The sequence below is a fragment of the Roseibium sp. genome (genome assembly GCF_048260565.1).
Taxonomy (GTDB): Bacteria; Pseudomonadota; Alphaproteobacteria; order Rhizobiales; family Stappiaceae; genus Roseibium.
Genome location: NZ_JBLXGP010000010.1, coordinates 88542 through 114275, shown reverse-complemented (window position 1 = coordinate 114275; position 25734 = coordinate 88542). Strand labels below are relative to the sequence as shown.

Here is a 25734-nt window from a genome sequence, read left to right as displayed (position 1 = left end):
CATGTGCCTGGCAATCCCGGCAAGGGTGGTTGAACTGGAAGACGGCGACATTGCCGTCGTCGCACTCGAAGGGGTGAAGAAGCGGATTTCCGTCGCCCTCGTGGAGGACATTGCGATCGGCGACTATGTCCTCATCCACGTCGGCTACGCGCTGCACAAGGTCAGCCCGGAGGAGGCTGCCCGAACGCTGGAACTGATGGCCGAGGCGGGCATTCTTTCGGAAGAACTGGCCGAAATCGGGGAGAGCGCGGCATGAAATACGTCGACGAATTCAGGGACCGCAAACTCGCTGAAAAGCTTGCCGGTGCAATTGTCGCTGAGGCGGATCCCGCGCGGCACTATTACCTGATGGAATTCTGCGGCGGTCACACCCATGCGATCTTCCGCTATGGCGTCCAGGACCTGATGCCGGACAACGTCACCTTCGTTCACGGCCCTGGCTGCCCGGTCTGCGTCCTGCCGGTGCGCCGACTGGACGATGCGGTGGAACTGGCGGAACGTCACGGCGTCATCCTGTGCACCTATGGCGACATGATGCGCGTTCCCGGCACCAAGCAACGCTCCCTGATCCGCGCCAAGGCGGACGGCGCCGACATCCGCATGGTCTATTCGACCACCGACGCCCTGAAGATCGCCCGCGACAATCCGGACCGCCAGGTCGTCTTCTTCGCCATCGGTTTTGAGACCACCACCCCGCCGACCGCCGTGGCCCTGCGTCAGGCGGAAACGGAAGGACTCGCCAACTTTTCCGTCTTCTGCAACCACGTGCTGACCCCGGCGGCGATCGGCCATATCCTGCAGTCGCCGGAAGTGCGCGAACTCGGCACCGTCCGGATCGACGGTTTCCTGGGGCCGTCCCATGTCAGCTCGGTGATCGGTGCCGAACCGTACGAATTCTTCGCCGAGGAATTCGGCAAGCCCGTCGTCATCGCCGGCTTCGAACCGCTCGACGTCATGCAGTCCGTGCTGATGCTGATCCGTCAGGTCAACGAGGGCCGGCACGAGGTGGAAAACCAGTACACCCGCGTCGTCACCCGCCAGGGCAACGAAAAGGCCCAGGCGTTGGTTCAGGACGTGTTCGAGCTTCGCCGGGATTTCGAATGGCGCGGTCTCGGCACCGTACCCTACAGCGCCCTGAAGATCCGCGACCGCTACGCTGGCTTCGATGCGGAAAAACGCTTTGCCGTCAGCGAAAAAGCCTCGCGCGAGGTCAAGTCCTGCGAATGTCCCGCGATCCTGCGCGGCGCGAAGAAGCCGACCGACTGCAAGCTGTTCGGCACGGTCTGCACACCGGACACGCCGATGGGCTCCTGCATGGTGTCTTCGGAGGGCGCTTGCGCGGCCTACTGGAGCTACGGACGCTTCCGCGAACCGGCAAAGAAAAAGGAGGCCGTCGCATGAACAAGATCGACGATCGTCTCTCGTTCCGCACCGGCTCGGTCGACATGACCCACGGCGGCGGCGGCCGGGCCATGGCGGATCTGATCCGCGACCTGTTTCACCGTCATCTCGCCAATCCGATCCTGGATCAGGGCCATGACGCCGCCCGCTTCCGCGTGCCCGCCGGCCGGCTGGCGATGTCCACCGACGGCCACGTGATCTCGCCGCTGTTCTTTCCCGGCGGCGACATAGGTTCCCTCGCCGTCCACGGGACCCTGAACGATGTCGCCATGGCCGGCGCCAGACCTCTGTACATGACTGCCGGTTTCATTCTCGAAGAGGGCTTCCCCCTCGCCGATCTGGAGCGGATCGTCCTGTCCATGGCCCAAGCGGCGCGCGAGGCCAATGTGCCGATCGTAACCGGCGACACCAAGGTGGTGGAAAAGGGCAAGGGCGACGGCGTCTTCATCACCACGACCGGCCTCGGCGTCGTGCCCGACGATGTCTATATCGCCGTCGGCAACGCCCGGCCCGGCCAGGCAATCCTAGTCTCGGGATCCCTTGGCGACCACGGCGTCGCAATCCTGTCCAAACGGGAAAACCTGGAGTTCGAAACCGAGATCCGCTCCGACAGCGCCGCACTTCACACGCTGGTCGCAGCCATGGTCACCGAAGTGCCCGGTATCGCCGTTCTGCGCGATCCGACGCGCGGCGGCCTTGCCGCCACCTTGAACGAGATCGCCCGGTCAGCACGCGTCGGCATGGTGCTCGACGAGGCCGCAATACCGGTGAAACCCGACGTCTCGGCGGCCTGCGAGTTGCTCGGCCTCGATCCGCTCTATGTCGCCAACGAGGGCAAGCTGATCTGCCTGTGCGAAGGGGAAGACGCCGAACGTCTGCTGGCGGTGATGCGACGCCACCCGCTCGGGGAACAGGCTGCACTCATCGGAGAGGTGGTCGAGGATGAGAACGGCCTCGTGCGCATGACGACCGGCTTCGGCGGTCAGCGTGTCGTCGACTGGTTAGCCGGCGAACAACTCCCCCGGATCTGCTAGGCATCGAGATCATGCGCATCCTGCTTCTCTGCCACAGCTTCAATTCCCTGACCCAGCGGCTCCATGTGGAGCCCGGACGGCTGGGTCATGAGCTGTCGGTGGAGCTCGATATCAACGATGCGACGGCAATCGAGGCCGTAGAGCTGTTCCAGCCGGACCTTGTCCTGGCACCGTTTCTGAAACGGGCGATCCCGGACCGGATCTGGCGCAATCACCTGTGCCTCGTGGTTCATCCCGGCCCGCCCGGCGACCGGGGCCCCTCCGCCCTCGACTGGGCGATCCTTAAAAACGTCGAGGCGTGGGGTGTCACCGTGCTGCAGGCCGACGCGGACATGGACGCCGGTCCGGTCTGGGCCTGGCGCAAATTTCCGATGCGGACCGCCACGAAATCGAGCCTCTATCGTCATGAGGTGACAGGAGCCGCGGTCGAAGCGGTTCTTGAGGCTCTGGAAAAAATCTCCTCCGGCCGGTTCGTCCCGCTGCAATCCGAAACACTGGCCGCTCCCTGCTGGCAACCGGCAATGCGCCAGAACGACCGCGCCATCGACTGGCAGCAGGACGATACCGCGACGGTCCTTCGGAAGATCGCGGCAAGCGACGGCAGTCCCGGCGTCAGGGACAGCCTGTTCGACACGCCCGTTTATCTGTTCAACGCCCGCCGTGCGGAAGGCCTGCCGGAAGCGAAGCCCGGCACGCCGGTCGCCCGCTCCGGTCCGGCCATCGGCCTTGCCACGCGCGATGGCGCCGTCTGGATCTCCCATGTGCGCCGGGCGGAAAGCCAGGCAATCAAACTCCCGGCGACAGCGGTCTTTGCAGCAGAGGCCGAAAGCCTGCCCGACTATCCGGACGGTGACGATATCCGCTACGAGGAAATCGGACCCGCAGGCTTCCTCTATTTTCCCTTTTATAACGGAGCCATGGGAACCGCTGCCTGCAAACGTTTCCTGGAGGCTTACACCGAGGCCTTGGCAAGGCCGACAAGGGTGCTCGTCCTGATGGGCGGGCCCGACCACTGGTCGAACGGTCTCGATCTAAACCGCATCGAGGCGGCCCCGAGTGCGGCAGATGAATCCTGGACGAACATCAACGCGATGGACGATCTCGCCGAGGCCATCATCCGAACCCGTGACAAGCTGACGGTTTCCGCCGTCGGCGGCAATGCCGGCGCTGGCGGCGTCTTCCTCGCCCGTGCCGCGGATCTGGTCTGGATCCGCGCCGGAGCGGTGCTCAATCCCCATTACAAGGACATGGGCAATCTCTACGGTTCCGAGTTCTGGACCTATCTGCTGCCGAAGGCCTGCGGGCAGGAAAATGCCGAACGCATCGCCGCCGCACGCCTGCCCATGGGCGCGGACGAGGCCCTGGACCTCGGCCTTGCCGACCGGATTCTCACCGGAGACACCGAAGCCTTCGAGGCACAGGTGAAGGCCGACGCCGTCGATCTCGCGGAAAGCCCCGACTTCGCCGCAAGCCTCGAGCAAAAGATAGCTGCCCGCGACCTCGACGAGGCGGAAAAGCCGCTCGAAGCCTATCGGGCGGAGGAGCTGGAGCGCATGCGCAAGAATTTCTACGGCTTCGATCCGAGCTATCACGTCGCCCGCTACAACTTCGTCCACAAGGTGCCGAAATCGCGCACGCCGCTTACCCTTGCCCGCCACCGGGCATCGCCGCCGGCGCTGCAAGCCCCAAGGAGGGCCGCCTCATGACCGACCTGCCCACGATCCTGCTGATCGACGACGAGATCCGCTCGCTGGAATCCCTGGAACGGATCCTGTGCGACGATTTCGAGGTCAGGACCGCGGCGACCATCGAGGACGCCAACGCCGTTCTGGAGCAGGACTGGATCCAGGTAATCCTGTGCGACCAGCGCATGCCCCAGCAGTCCGGCGTGGAGTTCCTGAAATCCGTACGCCAGCGCTGGCCGGATATCATCCGCATGATTGTCTCCGGCTATACGGACGCCCATGACATCATCGACGGCATCAACGAGGCCGGGATATTCCAGTACATCACCAAGCCGTGGCATCCGGAAAACCTGATCCTGACCCTGCAGAACGCCTGCCGCCTCTACGCGCTTCAGCGCGAGAACGAACTGCTGGCGATCGAACTGAAGATGTCGCCCTCCGGTGCGCGAAAGGTGGTTGCCGACCGTCGCGAGACCCTGCGCAAGGAATACGATTTCGACGACGGCATCATTCGCGGCAAGGGCAGCCCGATGAACGACGTCTGCGCCACCCTGCGTCAGGTCGCGCCTTATGACGTGCCGGTACTGCTGTGCGGCTCCTCCGGCACGGGCAAGGAACTGGCGGCCCGCGCCTTGCATTACGGCTCGTTGCGCTGGAACAAGCCCTTCGTGGTGGAAAACTGCGGCGCGCTCCCAGACCAATTGCTGGAAAGCGAACTCTTCGGCCACAAGCGCGGCGCCTTTACCGGCGCGGTCGAGGATCACGTCGGCCTGTTCGAGCGGGCAAACGGCGGCAGCGTCTTTCTCGACGAGATCGGCGAGGTGTCGCCCGCCTTCCAGGTCAAGCTGCTGCGCGTGCTCCAGGAAGGCGAGATCAGGCCCGTCGGCAGCGCCAAGACCCGCAAGGTCGATATCCGCGTGATTGCCGCCACCAACAAGGACCTGGAAGACGAGGTCAAGGCCGGCCGGTTCCGCGCCGATCTCTATTACCGCCTCGCCGGTATGGTCATCCGCATGCCTGACCTGAAGGACCGGCGCGGCGACATTCCCGTCCTCGCCAGGGCCCTTCTGTCGCGCGCCATGGATCATCTCGGCAAGCGGGTGGAAGGCTTCTCCGAAGAAGCGCTCGAATGCATGCAGGCCTATCGCTGGCCCGGAAACGTGCGCGAACTGCAGAACGAAATCCAGCAGATGCTGGTCATGGGCAAGGAAGACAGCCTGCTCGGCGCCGATCTCCTGTCCCGGCATATCCTGCGCGCCGACCGCAGCCAGGAGCAGGACGAGACCGACATGCTCGACGATCTGGAAGGCACGCTCAAGGACCGGGTGGCCCAGGTGGAAAGCCGCATCATCCGCGAGACGCTGATCCGCAATCGCTGGAACAAATCCCAGGCCGCGCGCGAACTGGGCTTGTCACGGGTCGGGCTTCGCAGCAAGCTGGAACGCTACGAGCTGGAAAAGATCAAGCCGCTACCGTCCGCACGCAGGGCAACCGGCTAACCGGGATATGTCATGATAACGCGTCTGCCAGGAAATCATGCCGCTCTCGATCTCGTGGTGCCGAAACTGAGCGGCACGATCGATGGAACCGGAGACAACGTCTGGATCGAGGTGATCCAGAAGATGGACGAGGTCTATACGGATCTCGTCGATTCCCAGACGGCGCTGGAAGAACAGAACGCCCGCCTGGAGGAAGCCCAGGATTTCATCGGCTCCGTGCTCGGCGCCATGACCGACGTGCTGGTCGCCTGCGATACGGAAGGCCGGATCCAGCAGGTCAACCCGGCTCTGGAAGCCATCGTCGGCAAGAAGGAACGGGCGCTGATCGGCCGGCCGATTGCCGAATTGTTTCAGGAAAAATCCCAAGACGCGGTCACCGGCTTCCTGCAGGCCCTGCGCATCGGCGGAAAGGTGTCCCAGCGCGACATCTCGCTGGCGGCGACCGACAGCCAGAACGCCCTGATCTCGACGATCTGCACCGCTCGGAAGGACCATCGCGGCCGCCTTGTGGGAATGGTGCTGGTCGGCCGGCCCGTAGGCGAATTGAAACGGGCCTATCGCGATCTCGACGCCGCCCAGGAAAAGCTCACCCGCACCCAGCAGCAGCTGTTCGTGTCGGAAAAGATGGCCGCCCTCGGCCGGCTCGTCGCCGGCGTCGCCCACGAACTCAACAACCCGATCAGTTTTGTCTTCGGCAACATGTATGCGCTGAAGCGCTACGGCGCGGCGATCACCCGCTATCTGAAGGCCTGCGACGAGGAAAAGACCCGGGACGAAATGAAGGCCCTGCGCAAGGACCTGAAGATCGACCAGGTCCTGCGCGACATCGGCCCGCTGGTCGACGGCACCCTGGAAGGCGCGGAACGGGTGCGCGACATCGTCCAAGAACTGCGCCGGTTCTCCTCCAACCAGCAGGAGCAGCCTGAAGAATTCAACGTGGTCCGGCTGATCCGCACCGCGGCCGACTGGGTGATCAAGGCGCAGCGGGTGAAGCCGGAGCTGCGGCTGGAGCTGCCGGACCGTCTCGACATGACCGGGCGCAAGGGCCAGATGCACCAGATCGTCGTCAATCTGGTCCAGAACGCCGCCGATGTGCTCGACGGCCGACCGGACGGGGAAATCGTCATCTCCGGCGAACGTCAGGGCGATGACATCGTCATCCGGGTCGCCGACAACGGCACCGGCATTGCCGATACCCACCGGGACAAGATCTTCGAACCGTTCTTCACCACCAAGCCGATCGGTTCCGGCACCGGCCTCGGGCTTTACGTCAGCTACAACATGGCGGCCAAACAGGGCGGCCACCTCTCCTTCGAGAACCGGCCGGAAGGCGGCGCCGAGTTCATCCTGAGGGTCCCCGTGGATGTTCGCAATGAAGGCTGAAACACCAGTCCGCCTGTTCTGGCTCCAGTCCGGCGGCTGCGGCGGCTGTTCCCTTTCCCTGCTCGGCGCAGAAGCGCCCGATCTGGTGACGGTGCTGGAGGCCGCCAATATCGAGGTGCTGTGGCATCCCTCGCTCAGCGTCTCCAGCGGTGCGCAGGTCATTGACCTGATGGAACGGATCTCCGACGGCTCGGAGCCGCTCGACATCCTGTGCCTGGAAGGATCCGTCATGCGTGGTCCGAACGGCACCGGCCGGTTCCACATCATGGCGGGAACCGACCGCCCGGTGATGGACTGGGTCGAAGCCCTGGCGAAGAAGGCCCGCTATGTGATCGCCGTCGGCAGTTGCGCCGCCTTTGGCGGTATCACCGCGGCAGGGTCCAACGAGGTCGACGCCTGCGGCCTTTCCTATGACGGCCGCAAGCCGGGCGGGCTTCTCGGAGCCGACTTCCGTTCCGCCGCCGGTTTGCCGGTGATCAATGTCGCCGGCTGCCCGATCCATCCCGGCTGGCTGACGGAAACCCTGCACCAGATCGCGGCCGGCCGCTTTACCACCCGCGACATCGACGAGTGGGAACGCCCGCTGTCCTACACCATGCATCTGGTCCATCACGGCTGCGCCCGCAATGAGTTCTACGAGTTCAAGGCCAGCGCGGAACGCCTGTGCGATCTGGGCTGCATGATGGAAAACCTCGGCTGCAAGGGCACCCAGGCCCGCGCCGACTGCAACATGCGCGCCTGGAACGGGGCCGGGTCGTGTCTCGACGGCAATTACCCCTGCATCAACTGCACCGCTCCCGGCTTCGAGGAACCGGGCCACGGCTTCACCGAGACGCCGAAGATCTCCGGCATTCCCGTCGGCCTGCCGACGGACATGCCCAAGGCCTGGTTCGTGGCGCTCGCCTCTCTTTCCAAGGCAGCCACCCCGAAACGGCTGAAGGAAAACGCCGTGGCCGACCACTTCCGCCAGCCTCCCGTCGACAAACAGAAGAAAAGGTAGCGACCTTGGGAAGTAGGTGTTCATGACCCGCCTGATTGTTGGACCGTTCAACCGCGTGGAAGGCGACCTGGAAGTCAAGCTCGACATCCAGGACGGGGCGGTCCATGAGGTGCAGGTGGTCTCGCCGCTGTACCGGGGCTTTGAACGGATTCTGGCGGGCAAAGCCCCGTTCGACGCCCTGGTCTATGCGCCGCGCATCTGCGGCATCTGTTCCGTGTCACAATCCGTCGCAGCCGCAAAGGCGCTGTCGGCGGCCATGGGGCTCGGCATGCCGGCGAATGGTGAGCGCGCGGTCAACCTGATCCACGCGACGGAAAACGTCGCCGACCACCTGACCCATTTTTACCTGTTCTTCATGCCGGACTTCGCCCGCGCGGTGTACCAGTCCGAAGGCTGGTACGAAGACGCCCGCGACCGGTTTACCGCCATCAAGGGCACGGCGGCGCAGGACGTGCTTCCCGCCCGCGCCCAGTTCATGCATGTTCTCGGCCTGCTCGCCGGCAAGTGGCCGCACACGCTCACCGTTCAGCCCGGCGGATCGACCCGCTCGGTTGCAGCGGGAGAAGTCGCCCGCCTTGCCGCCATCCTCGCCGCCTTCCGGCGATTCCTGGAACGCCATCTCTATGGTGACAGGCTGGAACGGATCGCCGGACTGACATCCCCCGACGACCTTGCCGCCTGGGCGAGCGAGAAACCCGCCACCAGCAGCGACTTCCGCCGCTTCCTGCAATATGCGCAAGCGCTGGATCTGGCCGCCCTCGGCCCCTCCACCGGCCGCTACATGAGCTTCGGTGCCTATGGAACGGAAAGCGCGCCCCTGTTCGATCGGGGGCTTTTCGTCAATGGGACTCCGGGCAAGCTCGACCCGCAGCAGATCACCGAAGACCTGAGCCACGCCTGGTATGCCGCCTCGAACGGCCCGCAGGCGCCGTTCGAAGGCGCAACCCAGCCCGATGCGGAGAGAAGCGAGGCCTATAGCTGGTGCAAGGCCCCCCGGCTTGGCGGCGACGTGGTCGAAGTCGGCGCGCTGGCGCGCCAACTGGTCCATGGTCATCCGCTGATCCGCGATCTGGTCGCGGCCTCTGGCGGCAACGTCTATACCCGCGTCGTGGCCCGTGTACTGGAAATCGCCCTGGTCGTGATCGCCATGGAACAATGGGCCAATGAGCTGGTGCCGGAACAACCCTTCATCGAACACGGACAGCTGCCTGACACCGGCGAGGGCATCGGCCTGACGGAGGCGGCACGGGGATCGCTCGGCCACTGGCTCCGGATCGAGAAGGGCCGGATCGCCAATTACCAGATCATCGCCCCGACCACCTGGAATTTTTCGCCCCGCGATGAAAATGGCGTCCCCGGCGCACTGGAACAGGCGCTTGCCGGCGCACCGGTGCGTCCCGGCGAAACCGAGCCGGTCTCCGTCCAGCATATCGTCCGCTCCTTCGACCCCTGCCTCGTCTGCACGGTGCATTGAGGCCGTCATGGCAACGGAGACCGCAGATCGGACCGGCCGGCGCATCAGAGTGAAGGGGCTGGTGCAGGGCGTCGGCTTCCGACCCCATGTCTGGCGCCTTGCCAAGGACCACGGCATTGCCGGCTCCGTCCGCAACGACGGCGAAGGGGTCGAGATCGACGCCTGGGCGGAAGCGGACCGGCTCGACCGGTTTCTCGCCGCCATCCGTTCCGAAGCGCCACCGCTTGCCCGCATCGACAGCGTCTCCTTTACCGACCTCTCCGAGCCGCCTCCCGGCACGACCTTCGAGATCGTCAAGAGCGTCGGCGGAACCGTCTCAACCGGCATCGTTCCCGATGCGGCCACCTGTCCGGCCTGCCTTGCCGATATCCGCGACCCCGACAATCGGCGCTTCGGCTACGCCTTCACCAACTGCACCCATTGCGGACCGCGGCTTTCAATCGTGCGCGCCATTCCCTATGACCGGGCCAGCACGTCCATGGACGTGTTTCCCATGTGCGATGCCTGCCGGTCGGAATACGAGGACCCCGCCGACCGGCGCTTCCACGCCCAGCCGAACGCCTGTCCGGCGTGCGGTCCAAAGCTGTGGCTGGAGGACAAGGCCGGCTCCGTCGATTGCACCGATCCCCTTTTGGAAGCAGCCCGTCGCATCGGTCAGGGACAGATCGCGGCGATCAAGGGCATCGGCGGCTTTCATCTGGCCTGCGACGCGCTTGATGAAGTTGCCGTTGCCGAGCTGCGCCGGCGCAAGCGGCGCCCGGTCAAACCGCTCGCGTTGATGGCAGCGGACCTGCCGGAAATCCGGAAGTATTGCCGGGTGACAGAAGCCGAAGAAGCGCAGCTCACAAGCACTGCCGCACCAATCGTTCTATTGGAGGTTCATGGGAAACCGCTTGCCCCATCCCTTGCTCCGGGTCAGGACCGAATCGGCTTCATGCTGCCCTACACACCGTTGCACCACAGCTTGCTTGCCGCCGCCGGCGGACCGCTGGTGTTCACATCGGGCAATCTTTCCGACGAGCCCCAGGCAATCGGCAATGACGACGCCCGGACCCGGCTTTCGGAGATTGCCGATCTCTGGCTAATGCATGACCGGGAGATTGTGAACCGGCTGGACGATTCCGTCGTGCGGATCGATGCGCCGGGTCCCCAGATCCTGCGCCGCGCGCGCGGCTTTGCGCCGGCGCCGCTGATGCTCCCCGACGACTTCCGGGATTGCCCGCCGGTACTCGCCATGGGCGGCGAGCTGAAATCCACCTTCTGCCTGTTGAAGGACGGTCAGGCGATCCTGTCCCAGCACCTCGGCGATCTGGAAGAAGCCGCCACCCACGCGGAATATCGCCGGACGCTCGCGCTCTACCGGCAGATTTTCCGGCACGACCCGAAGGTCATCGCCGTCGATAACCACCCGGATTACCTGTCGACCCAGTGGGGCGAGGCCCTGGCCCGCGAAACCGGCGCCCGTGTTGTTGGCGTCCAGCACCATCATGCCCATCTGGCCGCCTGCCTCGCCGACAACGGCATCCCGCCGGGCGAAGACCTGTCCCTCGGCCTCATTCTGGACGGTCTCGGCCTTGGCAGCGACGGCACCATCTGGGGCGGGGAAATCCTGCTCGGCGGCTATCGGGGGTTTGAGCGCAAGGGCTACTTCCTGCCGGTGGCCCTGCCAGGCGGCACCAAAGCCATCAAGGAACCGTGGCGAAACCTGGTCGCCCATCTCACCGCCGCCTTCGGGCCGGATTATCTGGCGTCCGTTCCCGGCGACCACCTGAAAGATGCGTTGCGCGCAAAACAACTGCCGGTCCTCGACAAGATGATCGCCTCCGGCCTCAACGCGCCACAGTCCTCCTCCGCCGGCCGCCTGTTCGACGCCGTCGCCGCGGCCCTCGGCGTCTGCTTCGACGGCCAAGATTTCGAAGGGCACGCCGGCACGGTCCTGGAATGCCTCGCCCGGCCGCACCTCAGCAATGAAACGCCCTATCCCGTCGCGATCGAGCCGGGAGAGCAGATGTCGATATCTTGGGAACCCCTGTGGCGCACCCTCCTTGCCGATCTCGCGTCAGGCACAGACACCGGCCGCATTGCCGCCCGGTTTCATCTCGCCCTGATCCATGGACTTGCGGAGGCCCTGGCGACAATCAGCGCCTCCAGCAACGTCCGGCGCGTCGTCCTCTCCGGCGGCGTGCTGCAGAACCGGATCCTGCACGAGGGACTAACGGACCAACTCAAGCGCAGAGGCCTCAATGTCCTGTCCCACCGCCAGGTGCCCGCAAATGATGGCGGCCTGGCTCTGGGTCAGGCCGTCATTGCAGCATTGCGCGAGGGGTGAGACTAGGACCGGCTACGCACTCAGGTTGTCATCAACTCTGTTTTGCGCCGTCTTCCTCCCGTCATTCCAGATCTGCACGCAGCTTCGCTGCATTTGTCTGGAATGACGAAGTGTGGGTACCGCGTTGCCCTCACCCACAGGCTGTCATCCCGGACGCAGCGAAGCGGAGATCCGGGACCTACTCGCAGAGCCACATGCCGCAGCTTTGATCGGCGCACAAAGGCTCTGGAAACGAGTGGGCCCCGGATCTCACTGCGTTCGCCCGGGGTGACGCTCCTTGGACTCAATTCCTCGGCAGCAGAAACCCGTCGAACAGGGCGGCGAGATCCTGATAGGCATTGAGCGGCAGCACATGGGAGATATACTGGTCCGGACGGACGACGACGATGCAGCCCTTGTCCCGGTCGATGCCGCGCATGTCGAAAATGTCGTTGCCGCTCTTCACGTCGGCGCAGAACATCTTCTCCCGGTCGGTCAGCCGGTACTTGCCCTTCTTCGGCAGGAGCATCGACGGCATGGCTTCCAGTTCCAGATCGCGGAAGTACTGCTGGAACACGGCGCGGACATCGATCGCGCTGTCGAGGTCGGCATCCTTGGCGGTGTATTTGACCACCGGCGACTCCGGCGACTGTTCCAGGAAGTCGCACAGGGCGCGGATCTTCGAGGAAGCCCCCGTCGGATCTTCCCGGTTGCCGAAGGCAAAGATGCGCCAGCGGCCGTCGGCCTCCACCGTATGGCCCAGATGCATCGGCTTGGCATCGCCGAGCCGGATGACCGGCGCGGAATGGAAACGCGAGCCGATCGTGAAGCCTTTCGCCAGATCCTGGTGCGTGGACTCGCCGGTCAGCACAGACGGTGTGTAGACGGTCGCGACACCCGCCGTATAGCGGCCGATCTGCTGGAAATGCTTCCGGACATCCTCCGGCTCGATCCCGTCCGGGTTTTCCGCAGACTTGATCGGCGTGCTCAGCACCCTGGCCCAGGCGCTGTCGAAGTCGATCAGGTCCTGTGCAATCGCCTTACGCTCGGCGGAATAAGTGTGCAGCAGTTCGGGGCCGGAGCGGCCCTGGAGCACATAGGCGAGTTTCCATCCGAGATTGAACGTATCCTGCATGGAGACGTTCATGCCCTGGCCCATCTTCGGGCTGTGGGTGTGGCAGGCATCGCCGGCGATGAACACGTGCGGCAGGCGGGTGGCTACCTCTTCGGCCGGCACGTCGTCGAACTTGTCGCAGATGCGGTGACCGATTTCATAAACCGACCACCAGGCGGCCTCTTTCACGTCGAGAGTGTAAGGGCTCATGATCCGGTTGGCGGCGTCGATGAGGTAATCGAGGGTAATGTTCTTGTTGGAGACACGTTCGTCTTCGGCGAGCTTGTCGAGCTCCACATAGACGCGGAACAGGTAGCCGCCCTCGCGCGGAATGATCAGGAGGCTGCCTTCTTCGGCCGACTGGATCACCGACTTCATGCGAATGTCCGGATAATCGGTCTCGGCGAGAATATCCATCACGCCCCAGGCCTGGTGCGCGGCTTCCCCCTTGAGCGAACGGCCCATCGCGGTCCGCACGGCGCTGCGCGCGCCGTCGCAGCCGACCACGTATTTGGCCTTTACCGTTTCGATCTCGCCCTTGTGGGCGTCATCTACCCGCTCCAGGGTCACGGTGACCGGATAGGCGTCGTTGGAGCCGCCGTTGACGACCTTCACGTCCGTCACTTTGCGTGAATAATTCGGCACCAGGCGGTTCGGCGAATTCAGCATCACGTCCAAGTAATTGTCATGGACGCGCGCCTGGTTCAGCACCACATGCGGAAACTCCGACAGGCCGTCCTCGACATCCTGAATGCGATCCCCGCGGGTGATCTTCGTGCGGTCGGCCTCATCCGGCTTCCAGAAGGTGACTTCGGAAATCCAGCAGGCTTCCTTGGCGATCTTTTCGGCGAAATTGAACGCCTGGAACATTTCCATCGTCCGGCACGCGATCCCGTCCGCCTGGCCGTGGGTCAGCGGCCCCTCCTTCGGCTCCACGATCCGGGTCTTGATGTCCGGGAATTTGGAGAGCTGGGCGGCAAGCGCGAGACCTGCCGGGCCGCAGCCGGCGATCAGCACATCGACTTCTTCGGGAAGGGTGTCCGTATTCGCCAGATAGGCAGCATCTTCGGTCTGCTTCAGGACTTCCGGATCGCCGGTGGTGAAACCGTTCAAATGAAATTGCATGTGCGTTTCCTCCAAATTTTCTGGCGCTGCAGCTTCCGTCCGGCGCCGGGCTTGACTTTGTTCCGGCCTTGCTCAAACAAAACCTTTCCTGCGGATCATATAGTCCGTATACTGATGATCAGTATGCTAACTATTTGTGGCTTGTCAATTCGTCAAGCCGATTTTTGGAGACGGCCGTGCAACAAATCGAGGAAATGCCGGGGCACCTGATCCGCCGGTTGCAGCAGATCTCAGTCGCGATCTTTCATGCGGAAGTCAGCGCGGCCGGCTTCGATCTGACATCCGTGCAGTATGCGGCCCTGTCCAAGGTCAACACTCATCCCGGCATCGACCAGGCGACGCTCGCCGGCCTGATCGCCTATGACCGCACCACCATCACCGGCGTGGTCGACCGTCTGGTGCAGAAGGGCTTCCTGTCCCGCGAGGTCAGCGAGACGGATCGCCGCGCCCGTGTTCTGGAAATCACAAGGGAAGGGCGCGCCGCGCTTGAAAAGATCCAGCCGGCCGTCCTGGAAACCCAGAAGATCATGATGAGCGGTTTGAGCGAAACCGAACGGGACGAGTTCATGCGTCTCCTTGAGAAGGCAACCTCCGCCCTCAACGATCTCAGCCGGGCGCCCCTGAAGGCGGCGAAACCCGACCAGGACAAATAAGATACGGCCTCAAAATTCGGACGGACCCGCCCACGGCCGCACATGTCCTATATCGGCGCCTGAGCTTCCCCGAAAAGCATTCCGGATCACGGTCGATTGCCCCGAAGTCCCGAAGATCACCGGCGGCGCGGTCTCGGCCGCCACCAGCAGAGCCAGGCGGGGCCTGGAAAAAGTTTGAGAGCAAACTAATTAGGTGACTGTGTGCAATTCCTGTGCGATATAGTTTGAATTCAAACCATAACAGACCAAACCTCGGGCAAATGGGTTTTCCGTCACATGATTGGATCGCGACCGCTGGCAATTTCGTCTGAGACGTCCCCGGAAAAGGCCCGGACAAGGAAATCGGACGGGACGGCACCGAATTCCTCAACTGGATCGTTCCGCCCGACCGCCATGGCAACCCGGATGAAATCCCGGACCCATCCTCTATCTTGCTTCTGGCCGGGGCGGCTTACGACCGGCGCCATGCCAATCGCCGATGGAGGAATGAGCGTATGAGCGAGACGAACGAACCGACCGACGCAGCACCGTCGGAACGTGACGGAAAAATCCGCCTGGGCCCGTTGGAAAACTTCATCGGTTTCAATCTGCGCCTGGCTCAGGACGCCTCGTTCCAGACCTATGCCCAGCGCGTCGGCAAGCCGCATCTGGGGCCAGGCCGTTTCGCCGCCATGATGCTGATTCATGAAAATCCCGGCATCACCCAGATGGAATTGAGCCGGGCGATCGCGCGCGACAAGTCGTCAGTGACACCCCTGGTCCAGACCCTGCTGCGCGAAGGCCTGATCACCCGGACGCCATCGGAGACCGACCGGCGCCGGGCACACCTGCGGCTCACGCCAGCGGGCGAAGAGGTGCTCGCGTCCCTCCTGGCCCACGCAGAGGAACATGATCGGAAGCTCGATGACATCGTCGGCGACCGCAAGGCCGAGCTTCTCGATCTGCTCAAGAAAATCGTCAAAAACCTGACCTGAGGCGTGCTCCGAACGCGCCACCAGGCAACAACAAAACCACCAAGGAGGTTTCCATGAAAATCGACATGCTCATCAACGGAGAGCCGGTTGGCGCAACCGGCGGAGCGACCTTCACCCGGAACGATCCGGTGACCGGTGCCCCCGCCACCACCGCACCGGCGGCGACCGTCGCAGACGCCGTTGCGGCCGTCGACGCCGCCGCGGCCGCCTTCCCGGCCTGGTCCAGGATCGGCCCGAACGAGCGCCGCACCCTGCTCCTGAAGGCCTCCGAAACGCTGGCGGCGAAAAAGGACGAGTTTATGCGGCTCGTCGTGGAGGAAACCGGTTCGACCGCGATCTGGGGCGGCTTCAACGTCATGCTCGCCAGCCAGATGCTGCGCGAGGCCGCATCCATGACCACCCAGGTCGGCGGGGAAGTGATCCCGTCCGACAAGCCGGGCTCGTTGGCCATGGGCATCCGCCAGCCGGCCGGCGTCGTTCTCGGCATGGCGCCGTGGAACGCCCCCGTCATCCTCGGCACCCGGGCGATCGCCATGCCGCTTGCCTGCGGCAACACCGTCGTTCTGAAGGCCTCCGAACTCTGCCCCGGCATCCACCGCCTGATCGGCGCGTGCATGAATGAGGCCGGCCTGCCCAAGGGCGTGGTCAATGTCGTCACCAACGCTCCGGAAGACGCGCCGCAGATCGTGGAAGCGCTGATTGCCCACCCGGCGGTCAAGCGCGTCAACTTCACCGGCTCCACCCGCGTCGGCAGGATCATCGGCGAACTCGCCGGCCGCCACCTGAAACCCGCGCTTCTGGAACTGGGCGGCAAGAACCCGATGCTGGTTCTCGACGATGCCGACATCGATGCCGCGGTCAATGCGGCTGCCTTCGGCTGCTACATGAACCAGGGCCAGATCTGCATGTCCACCGAGCGGATCATCGTCGATGAAAAGGTCGCCGACGAATTCGTCGCAAAGCTCGCCGCCAAGGCCTCCGGCCTGCCGGCCGGCAATCCGCGCGAACATGTGGTGCTGGGCTCCCTGATCGACCTGGCGCCGGCCGAACGCATGGACGCGTTCCTGGAAGACGCCAAGGCCAAGGGCGCCAAGGTCCTCGCAGGCGGCGGCCGTGACGGCACCATCGTCCAGGCGACCGTCGTCGACAATGTCTCCAGCGACATGCGCATCTACAACGAAGAATCCTTCGGTCCGGTCAAACCGATCATCCGCGTGAAGTCCACCGAGGAAGCCATCGCCGTTGCCAACGACACCGAATACGGCCTGTCGGCCGCCGTCTTCGGCAAGGACATCATGCGTGCGATGGACGTCGCCAAGCAGATCCATTCCGGCATCTGCCACATCAACGGCCCGACGGTTGCCGACGAGGCGCAGATGCCGTTCGGCGGCGTGGGCGCATCCGGCTACGGCCGGTTCGGCGGCAAGGCGGCCATCGACCAGTTCACCGACCTGCGCTGGATCACCATCGAGGATCCGCATCAGCACTACCCGTTCTGATCGGGGCCAAAAAAATGAGCGGCGGGCCGGAGCCTTACCGGGCACCGGCCCGCTTCTTTTTGACAATCGCCCGATTTCACACCCGCCCGGATTGACCGGGCGATCCATTCGGGTTGATCTTGCGGCATGAAAATGCCCAACCGAGTCCGTCTGCGTCACATCCGCTGCTTCCTGAGCGTGGCCGAACACGGCTCGGTGACCAAGGCCGCCGCCTCGCTCAACACGGTACAGCCGGCGCTGTCGCGCACCTTGCGCGAGCTTGAGGCCGAGCTGGGCCAGCCCCTGTTCGAGCGCACCGCCAAGGGTCTTGTCCCGACCCAGGCCGGAGAAACGCTCCGCCGTCACGCGCTCACCGGCATGTCCCAGATCGAACGGGGCATTCAGCTGGCAGGCGGATACGAGCAACAGCACACGGTTTCCGTCGGGATGCTGCCGAACGTCGCTCGAACCCTCGTCCCCAAGGCCGTTTCCAGGTTCAAGGAGGTCGCGCCGGATATCGATGTCAGGCTCTACTGGGCCAATGTCGCGGAGATCGCCGACCGGCTGCGCCAGGGCGACATCGACTGCATGGTGGGTCGCCTGCCGTCGCTGGAGCATATGGCCGGCGTCAGTTTCGAGCATCTTTACTCCGAAGCGCTGGTCTTCGTTGCCCGCAAGGGTCATCCGCTTGCCGACGTTCCCAATCTCACCCTGGACGACATCGACCGGGAACTGGTCGTCGTCCCTCAGCCGAACACGATCATCCGGCGGGAACTCAGCAAGTTCACAATCGGCAGGGGCATGGCCGAATTCTCCAACAAGATCGAGACGGTTTCGTTCGAATTCACCAGGGCTTTTCTTGCCGCCCAGGATGCGGTGGCCTGCATGCCGCTGGGGGCGGTCCGCCAGGAACTTGCCAATGGCCAGTTCGTCGTCCTCGACATTCACGGCGAGGAACTGATCGGGTCGGTCGGCCTGTCCTTCATGACCGGACGCGACCTCTCTCCCGCCGCCGCTCAACTGGTGAACATCCTGCGCGAGGAAGCCCGCGCATATGCCTGAGCGTGGAAATTTCTCATAACAGATTTGTTATATTGCGGACGATATCTCTATTATCGTGCGTGGGCATCAGAGGTTAGGTTGATCTGAAAGGCTCACAGAAGCCCGCGGGAGGACAAGCGGTATTACAGCTCCATCCGGCACTTGTGTGCTCGGATGGTTTTGTTCCGGCTGGCTTTCTTCCCTTTTCAGATTGCGGCATGACCGTCGGTGCATGCCATGAGACCAGGAGGGGTCATGCGGAAGACCAGGAACATTTTGTTCATCATGTTCGACCAGCTGCGCTGGGATTATCTGAGTTGTTATGGTCATCCGCATCTGAAGACACCGAATATCGACCGGCTGGCGCAACGGGGCGTTCGGTTCGACCGTGCCTATATCCAGTCGCCGCTGTGCGGCCCGTCGCGCATGTCCACCTACACCGGCCGCTACGTGCACAGCCATGGCGCGTCCTGGAACATGGTGCCGCTGAAAGTCGGCGAGCGGACCATGGGCGACTATCTGCGTGACAACGGCATGGGTTGCTGGCTGGTCGGCAAGACCCACATGGCCGCGGATGCGGAAGGCATGCGCCGCCTCGGCCTGGAACCCGACAGCGCCATCGGCGCCCGCGTCGCCGAATGCGGCTTCGACATCTACGAGCGCGACGACGGCATGCGTCCGGAAGGTCCGGAAGGTCTCTACGATCCGGGCGGTGCGCTCAAGTACAACGAATATCTCCGCGGCAAAGGCTATGACAGCGACAATCCCTGGCACGACTATGCCAATTCCGGGATCGACGACGACGGCAATGTTCTGTCCGGATGGTTCCTGAAGAACTCGGACGAACCGGCCAACATCGCCGAACAGGACAGCGAAACGCCCTACCTGACCCGGCGCGCAATGGAATTCATCGAAGAAAAAAGCGATCAGCCCTGGTGCTGCCACCTGTCCTATATCAAGCCGCATTGGCCCTATATCGTGCCGGCGCCTTATCACGACATGTACGGGCCGGACGACTTCCTTCCCGCAGTCCGGAGCCAGGAGGAATTCGACAACGCTCACCCCGTCTTCAAGGGTTTCATGATGGCACCGGTCGGCCGGGCGTTCTCGCGCGATGACATCCGCGAAAAGGTGCTGAAAGCCTACATGGGCCTGATCAAGCAGTGCGACGATCAGATGGGCGTACTGTTCGACTGGCTGGAAAAGACCGGGCGGATGGACGACACGATGATCGTGGTGACCTCCGATCATGGCGATTTCCTCGGCGATCACTGGCTCGGCGAAAAAACCTTCTTCCAGGACGCCTCCACGAAGGTGCCGCTGATCATCTATGATCCGTCCGCAGAGGCCGATGCCACCCGCGGCACGGTCTGCGATGAGCTGGTCGAATGCATCGACCTGCTGCCGACCTTTCTGCAGGCCGCAGGCGGCGATGTCGCCGCCGTCGACCACATCCTGGAAGGTGAGTCGCTGATGCCGATCCTGCACGGCACCCAGGAAGGCCCGCTCCGCGACCATGTCATCTGCGAATACGACTATTCCGCAAGCCCGCTCGCCGGAAAGCTCGGCCTCGACCCGGCGGAGGCGCGCATGTTCATGGTGGCCAACAAGAACTGGAAGCTGATCCACTTCGACGGCGGTTTCCGGCCGATGCTGTTCGACCTGAAGAACGACCCCGGCGAACTGGTCGACCTCGGAGAAAGCGAACAGCTGCAGCCGGTGATCGACGAGCTTTATGACAAGCTGTTTACCTGGGCGCGACGGCCTTCACAACGGACCACCATGTCCAGAAGCCAGTTCATCGACAGCCGGACCAAGGGCTCCGCGAAGGGTGTCCTGATCGGCATCGTCGATGAAGGTGACGTTCCTCCGCCGATATCCGCCAAATACGTGGGACGGAAGGCGGAAGACCGCAGGGAGCCATATAAAGAAGCCGGCGAATAAACGCGGGCAAAACGAAGAAAACGACGACAATTCATCATTGGGAGGAAAACATGATGACACTGACCAGACGGGCGTTCGGCGCATTTTCCTGCGCCGCCATGATTGCCCTCGGAACCGGCGCAGCCTTTGCCCAGGCCAACCTGACCGCCGAAACCTCGAGCCCGGGGAATTCGCCGCATTTGTCGATTCTGCATCTGGCCGACGTTCTCGGCCGCGACGGCATCGCCAGCCTGCAGGTGCAGGAAGGTCAGACGCTTACCAACTCGATCCAGAACGTGGCCGAGGGCAAGACCGACATCGCCGCCATGCCGATCGTGCTGCATTTCCTCCTGGAGAAAGGCCGCGGGCCTTACTCCAAGCAGGGTGACAACGGTGCCAAGCTCGCCGCGAACCTTCGGGCGCTCTATCCCTATAACGCCGGGGCCTACGGTCTGATTGCCCATACCAGTTCGAATATCGAGAAATGGACCGACCTGAAGAACAAGACCGTGTTCAACGGACCGCCCCGCGGCGCGGCACTCGTTAACGCCCGCCAGGCGATCCAGATGGCCGCCGGTTACAAGGACGGCGAGGACTACAAGGGAATGCAGGCCAACTGGGGGCAGCTTGCAAACATCCTTGTCGACGGATCCGCGGATGCCTTCGTGGTACCGCTGACCTTCCCGTCGGAACGCGTTACCGTGGCCCTGTCCGCCGGCAATGTGAACATCGTGTCCACGCCGAAAGAGATCTTTGAAGGCGAAGCGTTTCAGAGACTGCTCAAGGCGCCCGGAAACGTGCCGATCGTTGTGAAGTGGGAAGATATGGGTTACGGCAACGACCAGGGTGTGACCCTGATCTCCGAAGACGAGACCTTCCGCGGCATGGGAACCGCGTTTGCCGACGTCGTCAACAAGGATATGAGCAACGAAACCGCCAAGGCGATCACCGCCTCTTACATCAAGTCGATGGACGAGCTCAAGGCCAAGGCGCCTTATGCGAAGAACATCAATGTCGGTGTTCTGGATGCAAGCAACTCCGGTTTCTGCGGAGCCCTGTCGCTGAAATACCATCCCGGAGCCGTCGAGGCCTGGGAAGAGGCCGGATACACGATCCCGGATTGCGCCAAATAATGGCAACCGGCGGCGGGGAGCGATAATCCCCGCCTCTTTTCTCAGTTGATTTTACGGGCGGCGGTAACCGGAAAACCGGCATCCCCGCCCGGCACATATCGCGTCATCACGCCAGAGCGAACGGCGACAGGGCCCGGACATGAACGCTGAAACGGAACAATCGCAACCCTTGTTTGGCAAGCCGGACCGGCTTGCGGCCGCACTCGGCCTGGTGCTGGTCGCCATCGGCCTGATGAACACGATCCCGTCCATTCCCGGACTGGATGCGTTCTTCCAGAACCTGACGGACAATCCGAATTTCGCGATCCGCAAGTACCCTTACGAGTACCTCTATCCGCTCGCCTTCGTCATCATGATGACGGTGGTCGCGCTGAAGCATTCCTTCTATCGCAGCGCCATCAACCGCAGCCCGCTTTACAAGACCCTTTCTCTGGCGATGGACATCGCCCTGGTGGCCACCGCCATCATTATCGCCCTGTCCTATCTGATCGAAATCGATTCCGTTTGCCTGGTCGACCAGTTCACCGGCGAACGCGCCCGGCTGATCGCCAAAGCATTGCAGGAAGAAAAGGAATTCGCCAAACTCTACGGCTTGCCCGTCCCGACCAGCGTCGACGATCCGGCCTGCATCAACAATCTCGGCATCTGGATCTTTGCGGTCGTCGGCGGCGCGATCACGGTGTTCCTTGCCTATAACGTGAGGGTCTGGGGCTTCCCGCTGGTCGCCGTCGCAATCGCCATTGCCGCCTACACAATGATCACGGTCCTGATCTGGTACGTCTTCGGCGCAGACGACATGAACAAGTACCTGATCACCAAGCTGGGCGGCGAACCCAGGCTGCTGATGGACGGGCGGCCCAATGTCGAGGACATTCTGGTCAACAACGCGCAAGGGCTGCTCGGCCGGTTCATGGGCATCCTGCTGAACACCGTCTTCCCCTATATCGTGCTCGGCTCCCTGTTCGGCATTTCCGCCGGCGGCCAGTCGCTGATCAAGATCGCCTTCCTGTGCACACGGCGGCTGCGCGGCGGGCCGGCCCATGCGGCCATCGTATCGTCTGCCATGTTCGGCACCATCTCCGGCGGACCGGTCGTCAACGTGCTGTCCACAGGCGTCCTGACTATTCCGATGATGCTGAAGCGCGGATTCTCCAAGGTGTTTGCCGGAGGCGTCGAGGCGGCTGCCTCCAGCGGCGGGCAGATCATGCCGCCGGTGATGGGGGTTGCCGCCTTCGTGCTCTCGGCGATGACGGTCGTCCCCTACCGGGAAGTGATCATCGCCGCCGTCATCCCCGCGCTCGCCTATTTCGGCTGCCTGTTCCTCTCCGTCGTCTTCCAGGCCCGCAAGCAGGGCATTCAGGCGGTCGGCGAACTGACCGCCGACATGAAGCTGACCCGCGACGACTGGATCCACCTGATCATGATCGTGGCGCCGATCCTCCTGATCCTGTTCCTGCTGATCACGCCCAAGGAAGCGATCGGTTGCGGCCCCATCGCCTCTCTGATCGGCATCGAGACCATCGTGCAGAACGGCACCTGCCGGGCGGAACACCTCCCCTGGCTGTTCCTGCTCATCCAGAACTCCGCCGGCGATGCGGGCTCCGCGGGCTGGTGGGCGACCGCGCTGCTGGCCGTCCTGTTCTTCCTCGACAAGGACATCCGCAAACAGCCGTCCAAGCTGCTCAAGGCCTTTTCCGACGCCGGCATTCTCATCAGCACCCTCTACCTGATGTTCCTGGCGGTCTCGGTGATCGACTTCTGCCTCAACTTCACCGGGCTTTCCGGTTTCATCGCCCGCGACATGCTGAACGTCCTGCGCAGCTTCGGAGCCGAACTCCAGTCCGGCGGCGTGTTCCTGTTCCTGGCGCTGGTCGTGACCATGCTGCTTGCGATCCTGCTCGGCATGGGTATGCCGACGGTGCCGGCCTATATCAACGTGGCTCTGCTGATGGGACCGATGATCATCGGTCTGGGAATCGCCACCTTCACCGCACACATGTTCATTTTCTTCTTCGCGGTGGCGTCGGCGATTACACCACCGGTGGCGGTGGCCGCCTTTGCCGCCGCCTCGATTACGCGAGCCGATCCTATGACGACCGGCTTTTCGGCGGTGCGCTCCGGCATCGTGATGTTCGTGCTGCCGTTCGTCTTTGCCTTTTATCCGGAGCTGCTGCTCATCGATGCCGCCAAGCTCGATCCGGGCGCAACCGCCGGCAGCGCGGAGTTCATAACCGGCTACACGTCCGGGATCGATTGGGCCGGTCTGATTTTCGTCCTCGCCCGGTTGGCGGTGGCGCTTTATTTCCTCTCAAGCGCCCTGGCCCGCTTCGATGCCAGAAGGATGGGGGGCGCCGAAGTTATCCTGCGGTTGGGATTGGCCGTGCTCGTCCTGATGCGCGATCCCATGATTGCACTGCCGGCTTTGGCCGTCGCGGCCCTTTATCTCGGCTGGCACTGGATTTCGGCGCGGTCGCACCAGAAGCTGGCGCTGACCGATCAGGCGTAGGTTTTCCGGTAAAGCTTCAGCTCACTTGCTGCCGACCCCGTGCGAATTGTCGGCAGCCCGCATCTCGTGGGGCGTGGCAACACCGTCCCGGTTGGTATCCGCGATGGAAAAGGCGTAGCCGTAGGCGCGCAGGAAACGGATCTTCTTCGCCGTTTTCGAACCGGAACTGGCCATGGCCTGAATGAACGTCCGGAATTCCTGTGGCGTCAGGACCCGGTCCTTGTTCGTGTCAGCCTTGAGAAAGGCGTTGATTTCGGTCTGGGTCGGGTTCAATTCCAAAGCTGCCGCGGAAAGAGGCAGAAAGCCGCCGACAAGAAAGAAGGGTGCCAAACTGAAGAGTGCCCGAGCCCGCATATATCCAAAGCCTTATTACGCCGGTTAACCGGATTTCGTGTTGAGAACGCGCGTAAAATACAGACTGTTGTGGCGAATTTCGGGCGCAATTTCAGCTTTTTCACTGCCGGGGAAACCTGAATGGCCGGCCGCTCAAAAAGGCCGGCCAACCCTTTTATGCGATGCGGGCGGCGATGCTCTTGGTCTTGCAATAGGACTTGATGCCCTCGATCCCCTTTTCCCTGCCGAAACCGGATTTCTTGTTGCCGCCGAAGGGCACTTCGATGCCGCCGGCAAAATACTCGTTGATGAAGATCTGACCCGCGTCGATCCTGCGGGCGAGCTGGTGCGCTTTGGCGAAATCGCTTGTGTAGATGCCCGCGACAAGTCCGTACTGACTATCGTTGGCAAGTGTCAGCGCATGATCGGCATCATCGGCCACCTGCACGGTCAGAACCGGCCCGAAGATTTCCTCCCGGACCACCTCGTCGATTTGCGCGGCCCTGTCGATGATGGTCGGCTCATAGAACCAGCCCTTGCCCGTTTCAGGATCCGCGGCCACGGCGCCGCCGACGGCAATATCGGAACCGTTGGCGCGGGCCCGATCGACGAAGCCGGCGATCTTCTCCAGGTGTGCGGCCGAATTCACCGGCCCCATATCCGGATTGCGCAGGCCATGCCCCAGTTTCAGCGTCTTGGTCCGCCTGACCAGTTCCTCCACGAACTGGTCATGAATACCCCGTTCGATGACGAGCCGGGAGCCGGCGGAACAGATCTGACCGGCATTCTCGAAGATCGCGCCCATCACCCCGTCCAGCGCCTGGTCCCGGTTGCAATCATCCAGAATGACCACGGGCGATTTTCCGCCCAATTCCAGAACGACGCGCGTGACCTCGCGCGCTGCGGCGGTCATCACCGCCTGACCGGTCGTAACGGACCCGGTGAAGGTGATGTGGTCGACATCCGGATGGCTCGTCAGCGGCGCACCGACGTCCGCGCCCGTTCCCGTCACCACATTGCACACCCCGTCCGGAAGACCGGCCTGAACCAGGATCTCCGCCAGCAGCAGGGCGGTAAACGGCGTCTGTTCCGCTGGCTTCGCCACCACCGTACAGCCGGCGGCGAGGGCCGGCGCGAGGCCGCGCGCCGTCGTCGAGATCGGATAGTTCCACGGAATGATATGCGCGGTCACGCCGACCGGCTCATGGATCGAATAGCCCAGATAATCGGGAGCCAGCGGAAAGCTGTCGCCCTGAAGCTTGTCGCAGGCACCGGCGTAATACTCGAAACACCGCGCCGCCCCGCGCACATCGCCCAGCGCCTCGTTGAGCGGTTTGCCACTGTCGAGGCTCTCGGCGACGGCGAGCCGGTCGATGTTTTCCAGAATCAACCCGGATGCCCGCTGCAGAATGCGGGCGCGTTCCACCGGCGCCGTGTCCCGCCACACGTTCTCAAAGGCCCGGCGCGCGCTTTCCACCGCCTGATCCACATTCGCCCTGGTTCCGGCGGCAAAGGTCGCAAAGGCTTCACCTCTTCCGGGGTCGAAACTTTCCATGCTCTGGTTATGGGACGGGCGGGTAAATTCGCCGTCGATGAAGTGGCCGTCGGGAAGCCCGGCAAGCGTACCGGTCTTGAGAACTTCGGCGGCGAGCGTTTCTGCTGTCGACATG

General features: G+C 63.2%; 19 protein-coding genes. 16 read left to right on the top strand and 3 right to left on the bottom strand.

Annotated features, from left to right (window positions below; translation table 11 throughout):
• The first annotated feature begins 1 nt into the window (after window position 1).
• Genes ACN0SO_RS19305 through hypF form a run of 9 tightly spaced genes read left to right on the top strand, consistent with a single transcriptional unit; the run spans window position 2 to window position 11805 of the window.
• A complete protein-coding gene (locus tag ACN0SO_RS19305) occupies window positions 2-256 on the top strand; it encodes a HypC/HybG/HupF family hydrogenase formation chaperone (protein WP_417680360.1) in 255 nt (84 codons plus the stop codon).
• Complete coding sequence (gene hypD / locus ACN0SO_RS19300; RefSeq protein ID WP_417680359.1) at window positions 253-1401, top strand: hydrogenase formation protein HypD; 1149 nt, start codon at window positions 253-255, stop codon at window positions 1399-1401. Before ACN0SO_RS19305 ends, hypD begins: the two co-directional genes overlap by 4 nt.
• On the top strand, window positions 1398-2435 hold the full coding sequence (gene hypE / locus ACN0SO_RS19295) for a hydrogenase expression/formation protein HypE (protein ID WP_417680358.1): 1038 nt from the start codon (window positions 1398-1400) through the stop codon (window positions 2433-2435). Before hypD ends, hypE begins: the two co-directional genes overlap by 4 nt.
• An 11-nt stretch (window positions 2436-2446) precedes the next feature.
• Entirely contained in the window at window positions 2447-4141 is a 1695-nt protein-coding gene (locus tag ACN0SO_RS19290; RefSeq protein WP_417680357.1) for a hydrogenase maturation protein, read from the top strand.
• The gene (locus ACN0SO_RS19285; RefSeq protein ID WP_417680356.1) at window positions 4138-5619 is read left to right on the top strand and encodes a sigma-54-dependent transcriptional regulator; all 1482 of its coding nucleotides are present in this window, start codon (window positions 4138-4140) and stop codon (window positions 5617-5619) included. The genes ACN0SO_RS19290 and ACN0SO_RS19285 overlap by 4 nt, the downstream gene beginning before the upstream one ends.
• Before the next feature lie 12 nt (window positions 5620-5631).
• A complete protein-coding gene (locus ACN0SO_RS19280) occupies window positions 5632-7002 on the top strand; it encodes a sensor histidine kinase (protein WP_417680355.1) in 1371 nt (456 codons plus the stop codon).
• Window positions 6992-8002: a HupU protein gene (locus ACN0SO_RS19275; RefSeq protein WP_417680354.1), complete on the top strand. Its 1011-nt coding sequence runs from the start codon at window positions 6992-6994 to the stop codon at window positions 8000-8002. Before ACN0SO_RS19280 ends, ACN0SO_RS19275 begins: the two co-directional genes overlap by 11 nt.
• A 22-nt stretch (window positions 8003-8024) precedes the next feature.
• Window positions 8025-9476, top strand: coding sequence for a nickel-dependent hydrogenase large subunit (locus ACN0SO_RS19270; RefSeq protein ID WP_417680353.1), 1452 nt, complete (start codon window positions 8025-8027; stop codon window positions 9474-9476).
• Between the two features lie 7 nt (window positions 9477-9483).
• Complete coding sequence (hypF, locus tag ACN0SO_RS19265) at window positions 9484-11805, top strand: carbamoyltransferase HypF (protein ID WP_417680352.1); 2322 nt, start codon at window positions 9484-9486, stop codon at window positions 11803-11805.
• A 283-nt stretch (window positions 11806-12088) separates the two neighbouring features.
• On the opposite strand, the gene ACN0SO_RS19260 is transcribed toward hypF, so the two are convergent.
• Complete coding sequence (locus tag ACN0SO_RS19260) at window positions 12089-14023, bottom strand: FAD-binding monooxygenase (protein ID WP_417680351.1); 1935 nt, start codon at window positions 14021-14023, stop codon at window positions 12089-12091.
• 176 nt (window positions 14024-14199) lie between these two features.
• On the opposite strand from ACN0SO_RS19260, the gene ACN0SO_RS19255 reads away from it, so the two are divergent.
• From ACN0SO_RS19255 to ACN0SO_RS19225, 7 genes are all read left to right on the top strand, one after another.
• Window positions 14200-14676, top strand: a complete 477-nt coding sequence (locus tag ACN0SO_RS19255) for a MarR family winged helix-turn-helix transcriptional regulator (RefSeq protein WP_417680350.1) — start codon at window positions 14200-14202, stop codon at window positions 14674-14676.
• A gap of 494 nt (window positions 14677-15170) precedes the next feature.
• Window positions 15171-15650 (top strand): MarR family winged helix-turn-helix transcriptional regulator, encoded by a 480-nt coding sequence (locus ACN0SO_RS19250; RefSeq protein ID WP_417680349.1) that lies wholly within the window; start codon window positions 15171-15173, stop codon window positions 15648-15650.
• Window positions 15651-15703: 53 nt separating this feature from the next.
• Entirely contained in the window at window positions 15704-17149 is a 1446-nt protein-coding gene (locus tag ACN0SO_RS19245; protein WP_417680348.1) for an aldehyde dehydrogenase, read from the top strand.
• A gap of 132 nt (window positions 17150-17281) precedes the next feature.
• A complete protein-coding gene (locus ACN0SO_RS19240; RefSeq protein WP_417680347.1) occupies window positions 17282-18190 on the top strand; it encodes a LysR substrate-binding domain-containing protein in 909 nt (302 codons plus the stop codon).
• Window positions 18191-18424: 234 nt separating this feature from the next.
• Entirely contained in the window at window positions 18425-20113 is a 1689-nt protein-coding gene (locus tag ACN0SO_RS19235) for a sulfatase-like hydrolase/transferase (protein ID WP_417680346.1), read from the top strand.
• Window positions 20114-20166: 53 nt separating this feature from the next.
• The gene (locus ACN0SO_RS19230; protein WP_417680345.1) at window positions 20167-21225 is read left to right on the top strand and encodes a TAXI family TRAP transporter solute-binding subunit; all 1059 of its coding nucleotides are present in this window, start codon (window positions 20167-20169) and stop codon (window positions 21223-21225) included.
• 139 nt (window positions 21226-21364) lie between these two features.
• On the top strand, window positions 21365-23731 hold the full coding sequence (locus ACN0SO_RS19225) for a TRAP transporter permease (protein ID WP_417680344.1): 2367 nt from the start codon (window positions 21365-21367) through the stop codon (window positions 23729-23731).
• 21 nt (window positions 23732-23752) lie between these two features.
• On the opposite strand, the gene ACN0SO_RS19220 is transcribed toward ACN0SO_RS19225, so the two are convergent.
• Both ACN0SO_RS19220 and ACN0SO_RS19215 read right to left on the bottom strand, forming a co-directional pair.
• On the bottom strand, window positions 23753-24061 hold the full coding sequence (locus ACN0SO_RS19220) for a hypothetical protein (protein WP_417680343.1): 309 nt from the start codon (window positions 24059-24061) through the stop codon (window positions 23753-23755).
• A 178-nt stretch (window positions 24062-24239) separates the two neighbouring features.
• Window positions 24240-25733 carry an aldehyde dehydrogenase family protein gene (locus ACN0SO_RS19215; RefSeq protein WP_417680342.1) on the bottom strand — a complete coding sequence of 498 codons (1494 nt, stop codon included), beginning with the start codon at window positions 25731-25733 and terminating at the stop codon, window positions 24240-24242.
• Window position 25734 lies beyond the last annotated feature (1 nt).

What these genes read in the sequence shown, in the direction of transcription:
- ACN0SO_RS19250 (WP_417680349.1), top strand. Translation starts at nt 15,171, where the DNA reads ATGAGCGAGACGAACGAACCGACCGACGCAGCACCGTCGGAACGTGAC.
- ACN0SO_RS19215 (WP_417680342.1), bottom strand. Translation starts at nt 25,733, where the DNA reads ATGTCGACAGCAGAAACGCTCGCCGCCGAAGTTCTCAAGACCGGTACG.
- ACN0SO_RS19260 (WP_417680351.1), bottom strand. Translation starts at nt 14,023, where the DNA reads ATGCAATTTCATTTGAACGGTTTCACCACCGGCGATCCGGAAGTCCTG.
- ACN0SO_RS19290 (WP_417680357.1), top strand. Translation starts at nt 2,447, where the DNA reads ATGCGCATCCTGCTTCTCTGCCACAGCTTCAATTCCCTGACCCAGCGG.
- ACN0SO_RS19305 (WP_417680360.1), top strand. Translation starts at nt 2, where the DNA reads ATGTGCCTGGCAATCCCGGCAAGGGTGGTTGAACTGGAAGACGGCGAC.
- ACN0SO_RS19240 (WP_417680347.1), top strand. Translation starts at nt 17,282, where the DNA reads ATGCCCAACCGAGTCCGTCTGCGTCACATCCGCTGCTTCCTGAGCGTG.
- hypE (WP_417680358.1), top strand. Translation starts at nt 1,398, where the DNA reads ATGAACAAGATCGACGATCGTCTCTCGTTCCGCACCGGCTCGGTCGAC.
- ACN0SO_RS19270 (WP_417680353.1), top strand. Translation starts at nt 8,025, where the DNA reads ATGACCCGCCTGATTGTTGGACCGTTCAACCGCGTGGAAGGCGACCTG.
- ACN0SO_RS19235 (WP_417680346.1), top strand. Translation starts at nt 18,425, where the DNA reads ATGCGGAAGACCAGGAACATTTTGTTCATCATGTTCGACCAGCTGCGC.
- ACN0SO_RS19275 (WP_417680354.1), top strand. Translation starts at nt 6,992, where the DNA reads ATGAAGGCTGAAACACCAGTCCGCCTGTTCTGGCTCCAGTCCGGCGGC.
- ACN0SO_RS19245 (WP_417680348.1), top strand. Translation starts at nt 15,704, where the DNA reads ATGAAAATCGACATGCTCATCAACGGAGAGCCGGTTGGCGCAACCGGC.
- ACN0SO_RS19225 (WP_417680344.1), top strand. Translation starts at nt 21,365, where the DNA reads ATGAACGCTGAAACGGAACAATCGCAACCCTTGTTTGGCAAGCCGGAC.
- ACN0SO_RS19230 (WP_417680345.1), top strand. Translation starts at nt 20,167, where the DNA reads ATGACACTGACCAGACGGGCGTTCGGCGCATTTTCCTGCGCCGCCATG.
- ACN0SO_RS19280 (WP_417680355.1), top strand. Translation starts at nt 5,632, where the DNA reads ATGATAACGCGTCTGCCAGGAAATCATGCCGCTCTCGATCTCGTGGTG.
- ACN0SO_RS19285 (WP_417680356.1), top strand. Translation starts at nt 4,138, where the DNA reads ATGACCGACCTGCCCACGATCCTGCTGATCGACGACGAGATCCGCTCG.
- hypF (WP_417680352.1), top strand. Translation starts at nt 9,484, where the DNA reads ATGGCAACGGAGACCGCAGATCGGACCGGCCGGCGCATCAGAGTGAAG.
- hypD (WP_417680359.1), top strand. Translation starts at nt 253, where the DNA reads ATGAAATACGTCGACGAATTCAGGGACCGCAAACTCGCTGAAAAGCTT.